12 protein-coding genes and 1 pseudogene are annotated in these 14781 nt (G+C 57.5%); 2 read left to right on the top strand and 11 right to left on the bottom strand.

Features of this window, described 5'->3' with window-relative positions; genetic code table 11:
* Positions 1 to 3: 3 nt before the first annotated feature.
* Positions 4 to 252, bottom strand: a complete 249-nt coding sequence (locus HA43_RS18615; protein WP_128083770.1) for a hypothetical protein — start codon at positions 250 to 252, stop codon at positions 4 to 6.
* Between HA43_RS18615 and hrpA the strand changes: the two genes are divergently transcribed.
* Positions 239 to 4135: an ATP-dependent RNA helicase HrpA gene (hrpA, locus tag HA43_RS02825; RefSeq protein ID WP_094110922.1), complete on the top strand. Its 3897-nt coding sequence runs from the start codon at positions 239 to 241 to the stop codon at positions 4133 to 4135. The genes HA43_RS18615 and hrpA overlap by 14 nt on opposite strands.
* A 43-nt stretch (positions 4136 to 4178) precedes the next feature.
* Here hrpA and HA43_RS02820 read toward each other — a convergent pair whose 3' ends face one another.
* The 6 genes from HA43_RS02820 to rstA all read right to left on the bottom strand — a co-directional run bounded on the left by HA43_RS02820 (position 4179) and on the right by rstA (position 9366).
* The gene (locus HA43_RS02820) at positions 4179 to 4985 is read right to left on the bottom strand and encodes a trypsin-like serine peptidase (protein ID WP_094110921.1); all 807 of its coding nucleotides are present in this window, start codon (positions 4983 to 4985) and stop codon (positions 4179 to 4181) included.
* A gap of 116 nt (positions 4986 to 5101) precedes the next feature.
* A complete protein-coding gene (gene ydgU / locus HA43_RS19470; protein ID WP_459213502.1) occupies positions 5102 to 5182 on the bottom strand; it encodes a small membrane protein YdgU in 81 nt (26 codons plus the stop codon).
* Between the two features lie 73 nt (positions 5183 to 5255).
* Positions 5256 to 5678 (bottom strand): acid resistance repetitive basic protein Asr, encoded by a 423-nt coding sequence (gene asr, locus HA43_RS02815; protein WP_039384462.1) that lies wholly within the window; start codon positions 5676 to 5678, stop codon positions 5256 to 5258.
* Between the two features lie 158 nt (positions 5679 to 5836).
* The gene (locus tag HA43_RS02810; protein WP_039384459.1) at positions 5837 to 7321 is read right to left on the bottom strand and encodes a carboxypeptidase M32; all 1485 of its coding nucleotides are present in this window, start codon (positions 7319 to 7321) and stop codon (positions 5837 to 5839) included.
* 12 nt (positions 7322 to 7333) lie between these two features.
* Entirely contained in the window at positions 7334 to 8644 is a 1311-nt protein-coding gene (gene rstB, locus HA43_RS02805) for a two-component system sensor histidine kinase RstB (RefSeq protein ID WP_039384456.1), read from the bottom strand.
* Positions 8644 to 9366 (bottom strand): two-component system response regulator RstA, encoded by a 723-nt coding sequence (rstA, locus tag HA43_RS02800; RefSeq protein ID WP_039384454.1) that lies wholly within the window; start codon positions 9364 to 9366, stop codon positions 8644 to 8646. Before rstA ends, rstB begins: the two co-directional genes overlap by 1 nt.
* Positions 9367 to 9542: 176 nt before the next feature.
* Here rstA and HA43_RS02795 point away from each other — a divergent pair, with 176 nt between their 5' ends.
* Positions 9543 to 9956 carry a hypothetical protein gene (locus tag HA43_RS02795; RefSeq protein WP_065649316.1) on the top strand — a complete coding sequence of 138 codons (414 nt, stop codon included), beginning with the start codon at positions 9543 to 9545 and terminating at the stop codon, positions 9954 to 9956.
* Here HA43_RS02795 and HA43_RS02790 read toward each other — a convergent pair.
* From HA43_RS02790 to HA43_RS02775, 4 genes and pseudogenes are all read right to left on the bottom strand, one after another.
* Positions 9957 to 11347 (bottom strand): annotated as a pseudogene (locus HA43_RS02790) (basic amino acid/polyamine antiporter).
* A 205-nt stretch (positions 11348 to 11552) separates the two neighbouring features.
* Positions 11553 to 12509: a DUF1471 family protein YdgH gene (ydgH, locus tag HA43_RS02785; protein WP_039384446.1), complete on the bottom strand. Its 957-nt coding sequence runs from the start codon at positions 12507 to 12509 to the stop codon at positions 11553 to 11555.
* A 302-nt stretch (positions 12510 to 12811) separates the two neighbouring features.
* Positions 12812 to 13768, bottom strand: coding sequence for a universal stress protein UspE (gene uspE, locus HA43_RS02780; RefSeq protein WP_071668843.1), 957 nt, complete (start codon positions 13766 to 13768; stop codon positions 12812 to 12814).
* A gap of 118 nt (positions 13769 to 13886) precedes the next feature.
* Entirely contained in the window at positions 13887 to 14639 is a 753-nt protein-coding gene (locus HA43_RS02775) for a fumarate/nitrate reduction transcriptional regulator Fnr (RefSeq protein WP_039384441.1), read from the bottom strand.
* Positions 14640 to 14781 lie beyond the last annotated feature (142 nt).

Raw genomic sequence — 14781 nt, 5'->3', positions numbered from 1 at the left:
GGGTTATGCGGCGGGCTTCCCGCTCAATGCGCCATACTCTACGGCGTTCACCGGCAGCGTAAAAGCGTAATAATTCGAGGCCAATGTTCGAATTAATTGAATAAGCCAGCCGGAGCGGCTCAGCCAGCAGGCTGAGAATATGCTATTATGGCGTCCGGTAATTGATTGAATCTGCCGGGAAAGCGTCCCGGCGCCGCGCGTGTTTCCGCCGTGCTGCACTAACAGGTAATCCATCCCTATGTCATCATCCATTGAATCACCTTTAGCTCCACTCTGGGCCCGGCTTGATGCGCTGACGCTGCGCGATCGCCAGCGCCTGCAGCGACGTCTGCAGGGTGCGGCAAAGGTGAAAAACAGCGCCGCACAGCAGACCATTGCCGCAGAGCTGGCGGAGGAATTCAGCGTTGCCGAACAGCGCATCGCCCGGCGCGTGGCGGGCACCCCGCGCATCACCTTTCCGGAAAATCTGCCGGTCAGCCAGAAGCAGCAGGCGATATCAGACGCGATTCGCGATCATCAGGTAGTGATTGTTGCCGGTGAAACCGGATCGGGTAAAACTACTCAGCTGCCAAAAATCTGCCTCGCGCTGGGACGCGGCGTGAAAGGCCTGATCGGGCACACGCAGCCGCGTCGTCTGGCAGCCCGCACCGTGGCGAGCCGCATAGCGGAAGAGCTGGAGACCGCGCCGGGAAGTACCATCGGCTATAAAGTCCGTTTTACCGATCAGGTCAGCGACAGCACGCAGGTCAAACTGATGACCGACGGTATCCTGCTGGCGGAGATCCAGCAGGACCGGCTGCTGCTGCAGTACGACACCATCATTATTGATGAGGCGCATGAGCGCAGCCTCAACATCGATTTTCTGCTGGGATACCTGCGTGAGCTGCTGCCGCGCCGCCCCGATCTCAAAGTGATCATCACCTCCGCCACTATCGATCCGCAGCGCTTCTCGCGTCACTTTAATAATGCGCCGATTATCGAAGTGTCAGGCCGGACTTACCCGGTGGAGGTGCGCTACCGGCCTATCGCGGAAGAAGCGGACGAGAGCGATCGCGATCAGCTGCAGGCCATTTTTGACGCCGTGGATGAGCTGGGGCAGGAGAGCCGTGGCGATATATTGATCTTCATGAGCGGAGAGCGTGAGATCCGCGACACGGCCGATGCGCTGATGAAGCGCGATTTACCGCATACCGAGATCCTGCCGCTTTACGCGCGTCTCTCCAATGCCGAGCAGAATCGCGTGTTTCAGTCCCACAGCGGGCGGCGCATTGTCCTGGCCACGAACGTGGCAGAGACCTCGCTCACCGTGCCGGGCATTAAATATGTCATCGATCCCGGTACCGCGCGAATCAGCCGCTACAGCTATCGCACCAAGGTACAGCGCCTGCCGATTGAGCCGGTTTCACAGGCTTCGGCAAACCAGCGTAAAGGGCGCTGCGGCCGCGTTTCGGAAGGGATCTGTATCCGGCTCTACTCCGAGGCTGATTTCCTCAGCCGGGCCGCTTTTACCGATCCGGAGATCCTGCGGACCAATCTCGCGTCGGTGATCCTGCAGATGACCGCCCTGGGGCTGGGCGATATTGCGGCGTTCCCGTTTGTGGAAGCGCCTGACAAACGAAATATTCAGGATGGCGTGCGGCTGCTGGAAGAGCTGGGCGCCATTACTCTTAATGAAAATGAGCACTACCGGCTGACGCCTTCTGGTCGTACCCTGGCGCAGCTGCCGGTGGATCCGCGGCTGGCGCGGATGGTGCTGGAGGCGCAGCGCTTTGGCTGCGTGCGCGAGGTGATGATTATCGCGGCGGCGCTCTCGATTCAGGACCCGCGCGAGCGGCCGGTCGAGAAACAGCAGGCGTCCGATGAGAAACATCGCCGCTTTGCTGATAAAGAGTCTGACTTTCTCACCTTTGTTAATCTCTGGAACTATATCCAGGAGCAGCAGAAAGCGCTGTCGGGCAACCAGTTCCGCCGCCAGTGTAAAAGTGACTATCTCAACTATCTGCGCGTGCGCGAATGGCAGGATATCTACACCCAGCTGCGTCAGGTCGTGCGTGAACAGGGGATGCCCGTCAACAGCGAGCCGGCACCTTATCGTGAGGTACACTGTGCGCTGCTGACCGGCCTGCTGTCGCATATCGGACAGAAAGATGCGGAGAAGCAGGAGTTTACCGGCGCGCGCAACGCCCGCTTTGCCATATTCCCTGGCTCCGGTTTGTTTAAAAAGCCGCCCAAATGGACCGTGGTGGCCGAACTGGTAGAAACCAGCCGCCTGTGGGGCCGGGTGGCGGCACGCATCGATCCGGAGTGGATTGAGCCGCTGGCTCAGCACCTTATCAAGCGCAGCTACAGCGAACCGCACTGGGAGAAAGCACAGGGCGCGGTGATGGCTACGGAAAAGGTAACGCTCTACGGGCTGCCCATCGTGCAGGCGCGTAAAGTGAATTACAGCCGCATCGATCCGCAGCTGAGCCGCGAGCTGTTTATTCGCCATGCGCTGGTTGAGGGCGACTGGCAGACGCGCCACGCCTTTTTCCGCACCAACCTGAAGCTGCGCAGTGAAGTTGAGGATCTGGAGCATAAGTCACGCCGCCGCGACATTCTGGTGGATGACGAAACGCTGTTTGCTTTTTACGATCGCCGTCTGGGCAAAGAGGTGGTCTCTGCCCGTCACTTTGACAGCTGGTGGAAGCAGGCCAGTAAAGAGAATCCGGACCTGCTCAACTTCGACAAGCAGATGCTGATCAAAGAGGGGGCAGATAAGGTCAGCCAGCTCGACTACCCTAATGTCTGGCAGCAGGGCGATCTGAAGCTGCGGCTCACCTATCAGTTTGAGCCAGGCGCCGATGCGGATGGCGTGACCGTTCATATCCCGCTGCCGCTGCTGAACCAGGTGGATGAAGCGGGTTTTGAGTGGCAGATCCCCGGCGTGCGGCGTGAGCTTATCATCGCGCTGATTAAATCGCTGCCCAAACCGCTGCGCCGCAATTTTGTGCCGGCCCCCAATTACGCGGAAGCGTTTCTCGGTCGCGTTCAGCCGCTGGCACAGCCGCTGCTGGATGCGCTGGAGCGTGAGTTCCGGCGCATGTCAGGCGTGACGATTGAGCGCGATGCCTGGCACTGGGATCAGGTGCCCGATCACCTTAAAATGACGTTCCGCATTGTGGATGAGCACAACCGCAAGCTGCAGGAAGGTAAAGATCTGCATCAGCTGAAACAGGCGCTGAAAGGCAAAGTGCAGGAGACGCTGTCGAAGGTTGCCGATGATGGTCTGGAGCAGAGCGGCCTGCACATCTGGAGTTTTGGCGACCTGCCACAGAGTTATGAGCAGAAACGCGGCAGCTATCAGGTCAAAGCCTGGCCGGCGCTGGTAGATGAAAAAGATAGCGTGGCGATCCGCCTGTTTGACAGTGAAGAGGAGCAGCAGAAGATGATGTGGCGCGGTCAGCGTCGCCTGCTGCTGCTGAACATTCCGTCACCGGTTAAATATCTGCATGAAAAGCTGCCGAATAAAGCCAAGCTCGGGCTCTACTTTAATCCGTATGGCAAAGTGCTGGAGCTGATAGACGACTGTATTGCCTGCGGCGTGGATAAGCTAATGGCGGAGGCGGGCGGCCCCGCGTGGCAGCAGCAGAATTTTGAGCAGCTGCGCGATAAAGTGCGGGCGGAGCTGAACGACACCGTGGTGACGATTGCGCAGCAGGTTGAGCAGATCCTCACCTGCGTGTTCAATATCAACAAATTTCTGAAAGGCCGCGTGGATATGACGCTGGCGCTGGCGCTGGCGGATATCAAACAGCAGATGAGCGGTCTGGTCTATCGCGGATTTGTCACCGGCAACGGCTACGATCGGCTGGGAGATACGCTGCGCTATCTGCAGGGAATCGAGCGCCGTCTGGAGAAGCTGCCCGCCGATCCGCACAGCGACCGCGCCCGCATGCTGAAGGTACAGGCGGTGGAACAGGCGTGGAACGTCTGGCGCAGCAAGCTGCCGCCGCAGCGCCGGGATGATGCCGATGTAGTGGCGATCCGCTGGATGATTGAAGAGCTGCGCATCAGCTACTTTGCTCAGCAGCTGGGTACTCCCTATCCGGTTTCAGATAAGCGGGTGCTGCAGGCGATGGAGCAGCTGAGCTGAATGCATAACGCATGCAGGTGTGCGTGATCGCGCGCCTGCCTGCTTACTCAGCCAGCTCTTCGAGTTTATCTTTAAACGAGGTCACGGCAATGGCCCGGTTGTCCGCGCGATAGCGATCGACCGGCGCCGGAGCCGAACTCTGTACGGCGATGAGCTGCCAGCCATCATCTTTTTTCAGCAGCAGCGGGGAGCCGCTGTCGCCAGGCAGCGTATCGCACTGGTGCGAAAGCACGGCGCGCTGCGCCCAGCCGGTGACTATACAGTCGCTATGCGAATAGAGTGAATCGAGGTGATCGGCCGGATAACCCGCCTGCGTGACTTTGCGTCCGCTCTCTTTGAGCGCGGCGGTGAGATCGCTGCGAGAGCCATCAAACAGCGGGATCGGCACAATACCTGAAGGGGGGTTGTGCAGGATCACCAGACCATAATCGTAAGGCGCGGCGGCAGAGGGCACAATCCAGCCCTCGCCATCGGCCTGCAGGCGCCGCGCCAGCGACGGCTCAACCCGGGCATCTATATCGTGAATTTCGTAACGCCAGCCTTTTTCACCCGCTATAAAGCGCAGCGCAACCGGCTTATCGAACCGGCCTGGCGGTGTCAGCAGGCAGTGGCCGGCGGTCAGGGCCAGATGAGCAGAGATCAGCGTGGCGGTGCAGAGGTTGCCGCTTTCCGTCTCCAGCTGACCAATGGCATCCCAGGGCGCAGCGGCCACGTCGCTTATTGCCTGGCGATGGTCTTTACCAAAAAACAGCGTCTTGATCTCTTCGGGACTCAGCCCGTCTTCATCATCGGCGTGTGCTGTGAGGGTAAAGCCGAAAATACCAATAAATAACAGAATTGCCAGGCGCATAGTTCTCTCGACAGGGAGAATAAAAGGGAGTTTTTGTTATCACGCTTAGGCGATAACTATAGTCGGTGAGCGGTAAAAAAGGGAGAAATATCGGAGTAATCAGCGCGCTACAGCCATCAAATAAAAAAACTGGCCGCGACAATGCCGCAGAGAATCATCACAAAGAGAATAATTTCGAAGCGATAGCGACGCACCATTTTTCGCTACTCCAGTAAATAAACACCCGGCATAACCGGGTGTTTTAAACAACATCGTGGTGTTGGCGCGAACTTATTTCGCTGATTTTTTCATTTTGTGATGCTTTTTAGCTGCCTGCGCTTTCTGCGCAACTTTAGCGTGGTGCTTTTTAGCCGCCTGCGCTTTCTGTGCAGCAGGTTTAGCGGATTTCACGTGGTGCTTTTTGGCAGCCTGCGCTTTCTGTGCAGCGGGCTGAGTTGATTTTTTGTGATGCTTTTTAGCGGCCTGCGCTTTCTGTTCAGCAGGCTTGGTTGCTTTTTTATGATGCTTTTTCGCAGCCTGGGCTTTCTGCGCAGCAGCTTTATGTTTGTGATGCACCATTTTATGTTTAGCTGGCGCAGCGGTAGTGGAGCTGGTGGTGGCAGTTGCCGCCGGAGCAGCGGTTGTCTCAGCAGCAAAAGCAGCAGAAGAGAGACCCATAGCAGCGGCGATTACCAGTGCACATAATTTTTTCATCGCTTAATCCTCGGACTATTTTTTCATATGTAGCCCACTGCGGGGCCGGTGAAAACACTATATGAAAAAGCGATTTCGCTTTCCGTGAGGGATTGGTATCGGCGTGTAACGGATTGTACAAGGCGGAAAAACGGCGGCCGGTGCGGCCGCCTGCGGGGTCAATCGGCGAGGTAGCGCTGCTCAAGGTGCTGACGGAAATAGTCCGGATTCAGCGCTTCACCGGTGGCGTTGCGCAGCAGCTGTTCAGTCGGGAAGCGACTGCCGTGCTGCCAGATATTCTGCTGCAGCCAGTCAAATACCGGCTGCAGCTCGCCGTTGAGGATCAGCGTCTCCAGCTGCGGGATCGCGCGCTTAACTGCCTGATAAAGCTGTGCCGCATACATCGCGCCCAGCGTATAGGTCGGGAAATAGCCGAACGCGCCGTCGGTCCAGTGGATATCCTGCATACAGCCATCGCGATAGTTGCCACGGGTATCAATGCCGAGCGACTGCTGCATTTTTTCATCCCACAGCGCCGGAATATCCTCTACCTCAATCTCACCTTCAATTAGCGCGCGCTCAATCTCATAGCGCAGAATAACGTGTGCCGGATAGCTCAGCTCATCGGCATCGACGCGGATAAAGCCAGGCTTGACGCGCTGCGCCAGACGAATAAAGTTAGGCGTCTCCAGCGCAGGCTGCTCACCCATCAGCGCGACAACCTGCGGCTGAATATGCTGCAAAAAGGCGCGGCTGCGGCCCAGCTGCATCTCCATAAACAGGCTCTGCGACTCATGAATCGCGGTAGAGCGCGCCAGGGCCACCGGCTGACCGCGCCACTGCTGTGGCAGATTCTGTTCGTAGCGCGCGTGCCCGGTCTCATGGATCACACCCATCATGGCGCTGAGAAACTCGCTTTCGTTGTAGCGCGTGGTGATGCGCACGTCGTCCGGCACACCGCCGCAAAAAGGGTGGGCGCTGACATCCAGACGACCATGATTGAAATCGAAGCCGAGCAGCTTCATTACGCTCAGCCCCAGCTGCTTCTGTGACTCAACGGCAAAGGGTCCCAGCGGCTGAAGCGGCGCCTGCGCCTGCTTTGCCACCGCCCGCTGCAGTAAATCAGGCAGCCAGCTTTTCAGCGCGCCAAAAGTGGCGTCAAGCCGGGCGCTGGTCATGCCTGGCTCATACAGATCCAGCAGCGCGTCATAGCGCGACGTGCTGGCCGCAGCGGCGCGCAGCTGCGCCTCTTCCCGGCTCAGTCGGACAACCTCTTTGAGGTTAGCGCTGAAGCCCTGCCAGTCATTCGCCGGGCGCTGCGATCGCCACGCATGCTCGCAGCGCGAGCCCGCCAGCGATTTTGCTTCGACCAGCGCGGCGGGAAGCAGCGTTGCCTGACGCCAGGCGCGCTGCATCTCCGCCACGTTTGCCTGCTCAACATCGTTCAGCGACTCCTGCTCAGCAGCAGAGAAAAGCCCTTCCAGCGCCGGCGCGGTCAGCAGCTCATGCATAAATACGCTGAGTTCGGCCAGCGCTTCGCCACGCGCCTGACTGCCGCCGGGCGGCATGGTAGTCTGCATATCAACCCCGGCAATCGCACCGAGGTGACCGAAACGGGAAAGGCGCTGAAACGTGCGGGTAAGTTCCTGATAAGCTGATGTCACAGCCAGATCTCCTTAAGCGGGTAAGCGGGGGGGTGTCTCACGCAAGGGTAAATCAACCGGCCAGCAAAAGCGAACGCTGGCGCCGCCGAGCGGCGAGCTCTCGATCACCACCTGACCCTGCAGCGCCTGGGCAATCGAATGGACGATAGCCAGCCCGAGGCCGCAGCCGCCGGTCGCGCGATCGCGGCTGGGATCGAGACGAACGAAAGGCTCAAAAACCCGCTGGCGCTCTTCGGCCGGAATGCCGGGACCATCATCCTCTACCTGCAAAATGCCGGTTGTGCCGTCAAACCAGAGGCTGACGCGCAGCCGCTCAGTAGCGTAGCGCAACGCATTATTGACGAGGTTATCCAGCACCCGCTCCATCAGCCGCATGTCGGCGCTGCCGGTATTCTGCAGCTGCGGAATATCCAGCGCGATCTGCGTGTGCGGCTGCATACTCTGTACATCAGCAATATAGAGCCGCAGCCACTGCGCCAGGTCGAACGACTGCAGATGCAGGTCGACCCGCGGACGGTCCAGCCGGGCATAGGTCAGCAGTTCTTCAATCAGGCTCTCCAGCTGGCCCACATCGCGATTCAGCGCGGCGGACTCCGCCTCTGTCAGGTTATCGCTCATCTCCAGCCGGTAGCGCAGGCGCACCAGCGGCGTGCGCAGCTCGTGGGCGATGCCATCAATCAGCTGTTTTTTGCTGGCCACCAGCGTATTGATGTTATCCGCCATCTGGTTAAACGCCACGCCGAGACTGTGAAGGCTGGAGGTGCTTTCAAAATGGGTGCGCACGTCCAGCTCACCGCGGCCAAAGCGCTCCGCGGCTTTCTCCAGCCGCTGCATCTCCTGCCAGTGCGGACGCAGCCAGATAAATACCGGCAGTGCCAGCGACATACCAATAAACGCCACCAGCGCAATATCGAGCAGCCGCATCTGATGCAGATAAAACAGATAGGGGATAGGCCCGACAGAGAGCACGTAGTGGCTGCGGGGAATATGCTGCAGAAAGGTGTACTGATCGTCGAGCGCGACAATTTCGCCGGCGCGCAGACGTTTCATATCCCTCTCATCCAGCTGGTATTTGCTCATAGGTTCGATATTGAGATCGAAAGAGAGGTCAAGATCGAGACTGCGGATAGTTTTGTTCCAGTCGCGCGGCGGGATCTCGCGCAGCTCGCTGCGCATCAGAAACAGCGAGCTGGCCATCAGGTCATTCATCGACTGCCGGCCAGCCCGCTCGGCGGTAAACTTATACACCAGGCCCACCAGCAGGGTCATCACCAGAAAGCAGACAAACAGCAGCAGGTAAAACTGAATAAAGAGCTTTCTCATCAGCTGCGGGTATCCCAGGCCTGAGGCGCAAACAGGTAGCCTTTGTTGCGGATGGTTTTGATGCGAAACGGCTCAGTCGCGCTGTCATAGAGCTTTTTGCGCAGCCGCGAGATAGCCACATCAATACTGCGATCCATGCCGTCATAGCTCACGCCGCGCAGCGTCATCAGCAGCGCGTCGCGATCGAGGATCTCGCCGGCGTGGCTCGCCAGCTGCCACAGCAGATCGAAGTCGGCCGTTGAAAGCGTAATGTTCTCATCAAACAGCAGCACCTGACGGTTCAGCGCATCGATGGTCAGCGAACCAAACCGCAGCACTTTCTGCGACTGCTGCTGTGCCGGCGTGCTCTCCGGCTTGTTGACCACCGCCTGGCGCAGATGCAGACGCAGCCGCGCCAGCAGCACGGCAGGGGGCGTGGTCTTGAGAATGTAGTCATTGGCGCCCATTTCAAGCGCGAGAATATGGTTCATATCGCTGTCGAGCGAGGTCAGCAGGACAATGGGACCACTCCAGTGCGCCCGCAGGTCGCGGCAGAGCGTCATGCCATCTTTACCCGGCAGCATAATATCCAGCAGGACCAGATCCGGCTGGACGTTAAGAATCGTCGCCTCGGCGCGATCGCCGCGCGTTTCGACCACCACGTCAATATCATGGCGACCCAGATAGGCGGCGATCAGCTCGCCGACTTCCGGCTCATCTTCAACATAGACAATTTTGTTCATAGGTAAGCGCGCTGAAAAAGAATGGCAGCAGCATAGCTTTTCCTGGTCCTGAGCACTACGCTACCGCACGAAATATCCCTGTCTCACTGGTATGTATACCGTGAAATGTGCCATTATTAGCGGCGCGTTAAGGCGCAAGGTTCGGAACCGCATTGAAAAACAGGAGGAGTGCGAGGGTGTCTGATAAAGAGCTGGCTTCAGCCGGATACAGTGATCGCATCTGCTTCAATTACAGTGACTTTCTCTCCGCTTCCTGCAAAAAACGCTGGAGCTTTGTTGACGCCATTTACGGTGTCATGCCCATTTTTGGCATGGTGACCCGTAAGTCTGCGCACAGCTTACAGGCCAGCGACGATCACTTGAAAGAATTAGCGTTGCAAATCATTTCAACGCAGGTCAGCGATGAGATCAATATCGCCCGGCTGATCACGCTGGCGGAGCAGCAGCATATCAGCCGGTTTGATATCCAGCTGCCTTATCCGCTCTCTGCGGAACAGCTTGATGGGATCCACCACGAATACAGCAAACCCCTCAATCTTACACAGCAGAACGATCTGCTGTGCGTCTCCATTCCGGCACTCGCGCATTGATTACTGCGTAAGCTGCCACAGCGCGGGCAGCGATGCCGCCATCAACAGCACAATCGCCATGCGCTCCAGCTGCAGCAGCGGTTTGTCACCGCGTCCGCCGCGGCGCGCGTAGAGAAACAGCAGCAGTCCCGGCGCGTAAAGCACCACGGAGAGCAGCAGATGCAGCGGGCCTGAGGCGTAGAGCAGCCAGAGGCCATACAGCGTGGCACCCAGCCCGATGCTCATCGCCAGCGGTTTCTGCTGGCCGCGCACCACCTTCATCAGATAGAGTCCCACCAGCAGGTAAGGCACCAGAATCATCTCTGAGGCGATCGTGAGCAGGGTATTGTAGTCAGCGCCGGTCAGCGCGATGGCGATCAGGCAAACCTGTACGCTGCCGTTGGTCAGCCACAGCGACGCCGCAGGCGAGTTATGACGGTTCTGTCGGGCGAGGCTGCGCGGAAATGCACCCTGCCGGGCAGCGATAAAGGGAACTTCAGCCGCCATGATGGTCCAGCTGAGATAGGCGCCGCAGACCGAGACAATCAGCCCCGCCGCTATCACCGCATCGCCCCAGTGACCCAGCAGATGCGTCATCAGCCCCGCCATTGACGGGTTGCGCAGCTGCGCCAGCTCAGCGCGCGGGATAACACCCAGCGAGAGCAGCGTGACCAGCAGATAAACCAGCAGCGCCGCCAGCACCGCCAGCAGCGTGGCGCGCCCCACATCCTGTTTATTGCGCGCGCGCGCCGATACCACCACGCTCCCTCAACGCCGATAAATACCCACAGCGTGATAAGCATGGTCTGCTTGATCTGCTGCCACAGGGGCTGACCCAGCTCAGCGCCGCTGAAATCGAAGCTGAACCGGTCATAATTAAATGCCAGCAGCGCCAGCACCACAAACAGCAGCAGCGGGACCAGCTTGCCAAGCGTGGCCAGCATATTAATGCTCGCTGCGGTCTGCACGCCGCGCAGCACCAGCCAGTGTACCAGCCAGAGCAGCACCGAAGCGCCCAGCATCGCCTGCCAGGTGTTACCGTCGCCAAACACCACGTGCTGCGGCGTATCGGTAAAAAAGCTCAGCGCAGAGAACACAATCACCAGATAAGAGACGTTGGCGATCACGGCGCAGAGCCAGTAGCCCCACGCCGAGCAGAATCCCGTTAGCTCACCAAACCCGGCGCGGGCATAGGTAAAGATACCGCCGTCGAGCTCCGGTTTGAGCCGCGTCAGCAGCAGCATTGCGAGGGAGAGAAAAATAATACCCACGCCGGTGATGAGCCAGCCGATGAGCAGCGCCGCCGGCCCCGCGACGGCCGCCATATTCTGCGGCAGGCTAAACACGCCCGCGCCAAGCATGGAGCTGAGCACCAGAGCCGTCAACGCGCTAAGACCTAATTTTTTATCCAAAATGCCTTTCCTGAACAGCAGAGTATGCTGGGTCGTGAACTTTCCGTAGAAGTGTAGTGCACCATCAGGCGCAGATTAAAACGGAATCCCCTGAAAACAGGCGGCAGATTTTACGAGGAGGAGAGAGGGATGGCAATGCAAGAGTATGCAGATTTGTGCAGGAACTATGCAAACAGCAGGGCAGTCTGGCTGCCCCGCTGCATCATTATTTAAACAGGTCGGCGGTAACGGTAAGGTTGCCACCGCTCTGGTTCTGCCACTGGCGCGTGATGTGGTAATACTTCGCGCCTTTGGCGATAGCCCGCTTGCCGACGGCCTCTGAAATCTCAGTCGGCGTGCCGAAATGATCGGAGAAGGTGATGGTATCAAACGGCTGCATCTGCGCGGCGGTAATCGCATTGACTTCCTGCACGCTGCGGCCATCTGACTGCTTCACCGTATAGCGTTTGCCGGTTGAACTCTGCGTCTCAAAGAAGCGACCTACATTGGTGCTTGGCGTATCAGAAGAGGCTACGCCCGGCAGCGCCACGCGCGACGCCGCTGCGCCGCCAGCGGCCAGCGCGGCTTTTCCGGCTTCAGAATCAGCAGGAATCGAGTTTGATGTATCCTGGACGATACGCGCTTTGGCATCAGCTTTATAGACATAGGCGGTGACGTACTGATTGCCGCCGTTATTGGCATCAACCTGGCGCACGATAAAGAATGAGGCGGCGCCTTTTTTCTGTGCGGCTCTGGAGATCGCATCATTTACCGCGGGCTGGCTGGAGAAGAAGCCACTGACTGAAACCGTGTCGAACGGTTCAAGGCGGTAGGCTTCCGCTTTCGGCAGCTCTTTAACGCCGTTGATCACGCGATACTGCGTATCGGTCGATGCTTTAGCGGCGTCCGCTTTGTATAAATCTGCGGTGACGCGCCAGTTGCCGCCGTTACCGTTGGTATCATTGATGCCCTGAACGTAAAACGAGTCAGCGCCTTTCTCATCTGCTGCTCTCGAGACTGCGCTGGTGGCATCACCGATTGCGTTGAAGCGGCCGTTGATATTAATACGTTCGAATGGTTTCAGGCCGGCCGCTTGTTCCGGCGTCAGCTCTTTGGCAGCAAACGCGTTAGCTGCCAGCAGCGATAACAGAGTAGACGCCAGAATGGTGTTCTTCAGCTTCATAAAAATGATCCTTCGCCTTACGCAAAATGAGTACGAAAACGTGCTGGACTCTTGATGTATAACAGATTAGCCGCTGATTATTGCATGTAATAATCAGCCTGTCTCAGCCAATTTAGCGTGAATGCCGTATGGATGCATGTCTCTTTTTGCGGCAATATTTTTTCTGAAATCGCGAATGCGTCTGTCGGGCAGTTAAGCGCGTAGCCCGTTCAGGCTACGCGCTGCGGTATAGGATGTTGTTAAGCGGGGTAATGGATCAGGACGGGCGTCATCATGCAGGGGCGCCGCAGCGCCCGTGACGGTTAATCCTCTTCATCTTCCTCATCATCACGATCGACCGGCGATTTAAAATCATCCGGCTTGATGGCCAGTAAATCACAGCGCAGATGGTCGATAACCTGCTCAGCGGTGTTGCCAAGAAAGGCCGCCGAGAGGCCGGTACGGCCTATCGTACCGAGCACGACAATACCGGCATCCAGCTGTGAAGCGATATCGGGGATCACCTCTTCCGGCAGGCCTTTAGCGACGTGAGTAAACTCTTCACCGATGGAGAATTTCTGTCGCAGCGCTTTCATCGCCACCAGATGCTGACCGCGGATAGCGTCGTTATAGACGCTGGGATCAAAATCGGGCAGCTCAATGGCGATATTAATCGGCGTAACCGGATAAGCGCCCACCAGATGGACCTCGGTGTGATTTACCATTTCCGCCAGACGCGCGGTTTCGCGGATCAGTTTCTGATTCAGCTCATCGTGATGCGGCTCTTCGCTGGCGAGGTTTACCGCCACCACCGCTTTACCGCCTTCCGGCCACGGCTGATCTTTTACCATCCACACCGGGCAGGGACATTTACGTAGCAGATGCCAGTCGGTGGGGGTAAAAATCACCGACTCCAGCCGGTCATGCTGGTGTGCCATTTTCAGCACCAGGTCATGATTGTGCGCCAGCACCTCCTGAATAATCGCTTCAAAAGGGCGGTTGTGCCAGACCACTTTGATTTCGATATCTACGCCGGCATCCAGATAGGCCTGCGCCTGCTCACGGATCCACTCGGTGCGCTGGCTAATCACCCCTTTGCGCATATTCGTGCGCTCATCAGGCGAAAGCAGGGTGGTCATTTCATAGGAGAAATCATAGATAGGCAGAAACGCTTTAATTTTTCCGCCGATGCGTTGATTCAGATAAACCGCGCGACGCAGCGCCGGCTGATCGTCCTGCTGAGGATCGATCGCGACCAGAACATGTTGGTAACGGGACATAGCGCACTCTCCTTAGACCCAGGCCATATGGAATAAAGATAGCCTAAGTTCCGGGCGTGCAGAAGCGGAAAAGGTGTAGCCGGATCAATAAAATAACAATTACTGACCCGGCAACGCCTCAGGCGGGTTGTTCCGCCTGACCCGCCAGCTCAGAGAGCAGGGCGTGATCTTCAATAGTGATATATTTGCCTTTAACAGCCAGCATGCCGCTTTTCTGAAAACGCCCCAGCAGGCGGCTGATGGTTTCAACCGTCAGTCCCAGATAATTGCCGATATCGCCGCGCGTCATGGTCAGCCGGAACTCGCGCTGCGAAAAACCGCGCTGGCCAAAGCGCCGCGAGAGATTCCAGATAAAGGCGGCCAGCCGCTCTTCAGCATTTTTTCTGGAGAGCAGCATAATCATATCCTGATCGCCTTTAATCTCTCCGCTCATCAGACGCATCATCTGCTGACGCAGTGCGGGCATTTTGCCTGACAGATCGTCCAGCGTCTCAAAAGGGATTTCGCAGACCATGGCCGTCTCCAGCGCCTGTGCGAAGCCCGGGTGCTTAGCGTTAACGATGGCATCAAACCCGACCAGGTCGCCTGCCAGATGAAAGCCGGTGATCTGCTCGTCGCCCTGTTCGGTAATGGTATAACTCTTGATTGTGCCGGAGCGAATGGCATACAGCGACTTCAGTTCGTCACCCGCCTTGAATAATGTCTGGCCTTTCTGAATCGGCTTTTTACGTTCGATGATGTTGTCCAGCTGATCAAGCTCATGCTCATTCAGTGTGAAAGGAATACACAACTGGCTGATACTGCAATCCTGACAGTGGATCGCACATCCGCCAGACTGAATACGTCGAATGCTGCGTTTTTCCTGGATCATATCTGTACGCTCGATGATTATTGACTGCCGTCAATTTTACCATTTTTCTTCCTGCTGTGAATGCATGCAGGCTGGATCTGGCACAAAAACCTTACAATTAATGGGTATTCGCCCGATTGATCTCACCCGCGCGGCGTAACAG

It is taken from the genome of Pantoea eucrina, from assembly GCF_002095385.1.
GTDB classification, from domain to species: domain Bacteria; phylum Pseudomonadota; class Gammaproteobacteria; order Enterobacterales; family Enterobacteriaceae; genus Pantoea; species Pantoea eucrina.
The sequence above is the reverse complement of the archived record's forward strand: the minus strand, read 5'-3'. Positions and strand labels throughout refer to the sequence as shown.

What these genes read in the sequence shown, in the direction of transcription:
- hrpA (WP_094110922.1), top strand. Translation starts at nt 239, where the DNA reads ATGTCATCATCCATTGAATCACCTTTAGCTCCACTCTGGGCCCGGCTT.
- HA43_RS18615 (WP_128083770.1), bottom strand. Translation starts at nt 252, where the DNA reads ATGGATGATGACATAGGGATGGATTACCTGTTAGTGCAGCACGGCGGA.
- HA43_RS02820 (WP_094110921.1), bottom strand. Translation starts at nt 4,985, where the DNA reads ATGCGCCTGGCAATTCTGTTATTTATTGGTATTTTCGGCTTTACCCTC.
- ydgU (WP_459213502.1), bottom strand. Translation starts at nt 5,182, where the DNA reads ATGGTGCGTCGCTATCGCTTCGAAATTATTCTCTTTGTGATGATTCTC.
- asr (WP_039384462.1), bottom strand. Translation starts at nt 5,678, where the DNA reads ATGAAAAAATTATGTGCACTGGTAATCGCCGCTGCTATGGGTCTCTCT.
- rstB (WP_039384456.1), bottom strand. Translation starts at nt 8,644, where the DNA reads ATGAGAAAGCTCTTTATTCAGTTTTACCTGCTGCTGTTTGTCTGCTTT.
- rstA (WP_039384454.1), bottom strand. Translation starts at nt 9,366, where the DNA reads ATGAACAAAATTGTCTATGTTGAAGATGAGCCGGAAGTCGGCGAGCTG.
- ydgH (WP_039384446.1), bottom strand. Translation starts at nt 12,509, where the DNA reads ATGAAGCTGAAGAACACCATTCTGGCGTCTACTCTGTTATCGCTGCTG.
- uspE (WP_071668843.1), bottom strand. Translation starts at nt 13,768, where the DNA reads ATGTCCCGTTACCAACATGTTCTGGTCGCGATCGATCCTCAGCAGGAC.
- HA43_RS02775 (WP_039384441.1), bottom strand. Translation starts at nt 14,639, where the DNA reads ATGATCCAGGAAAAACGCAGCATTCGACGTATTCAGTCTGGCGGATGT.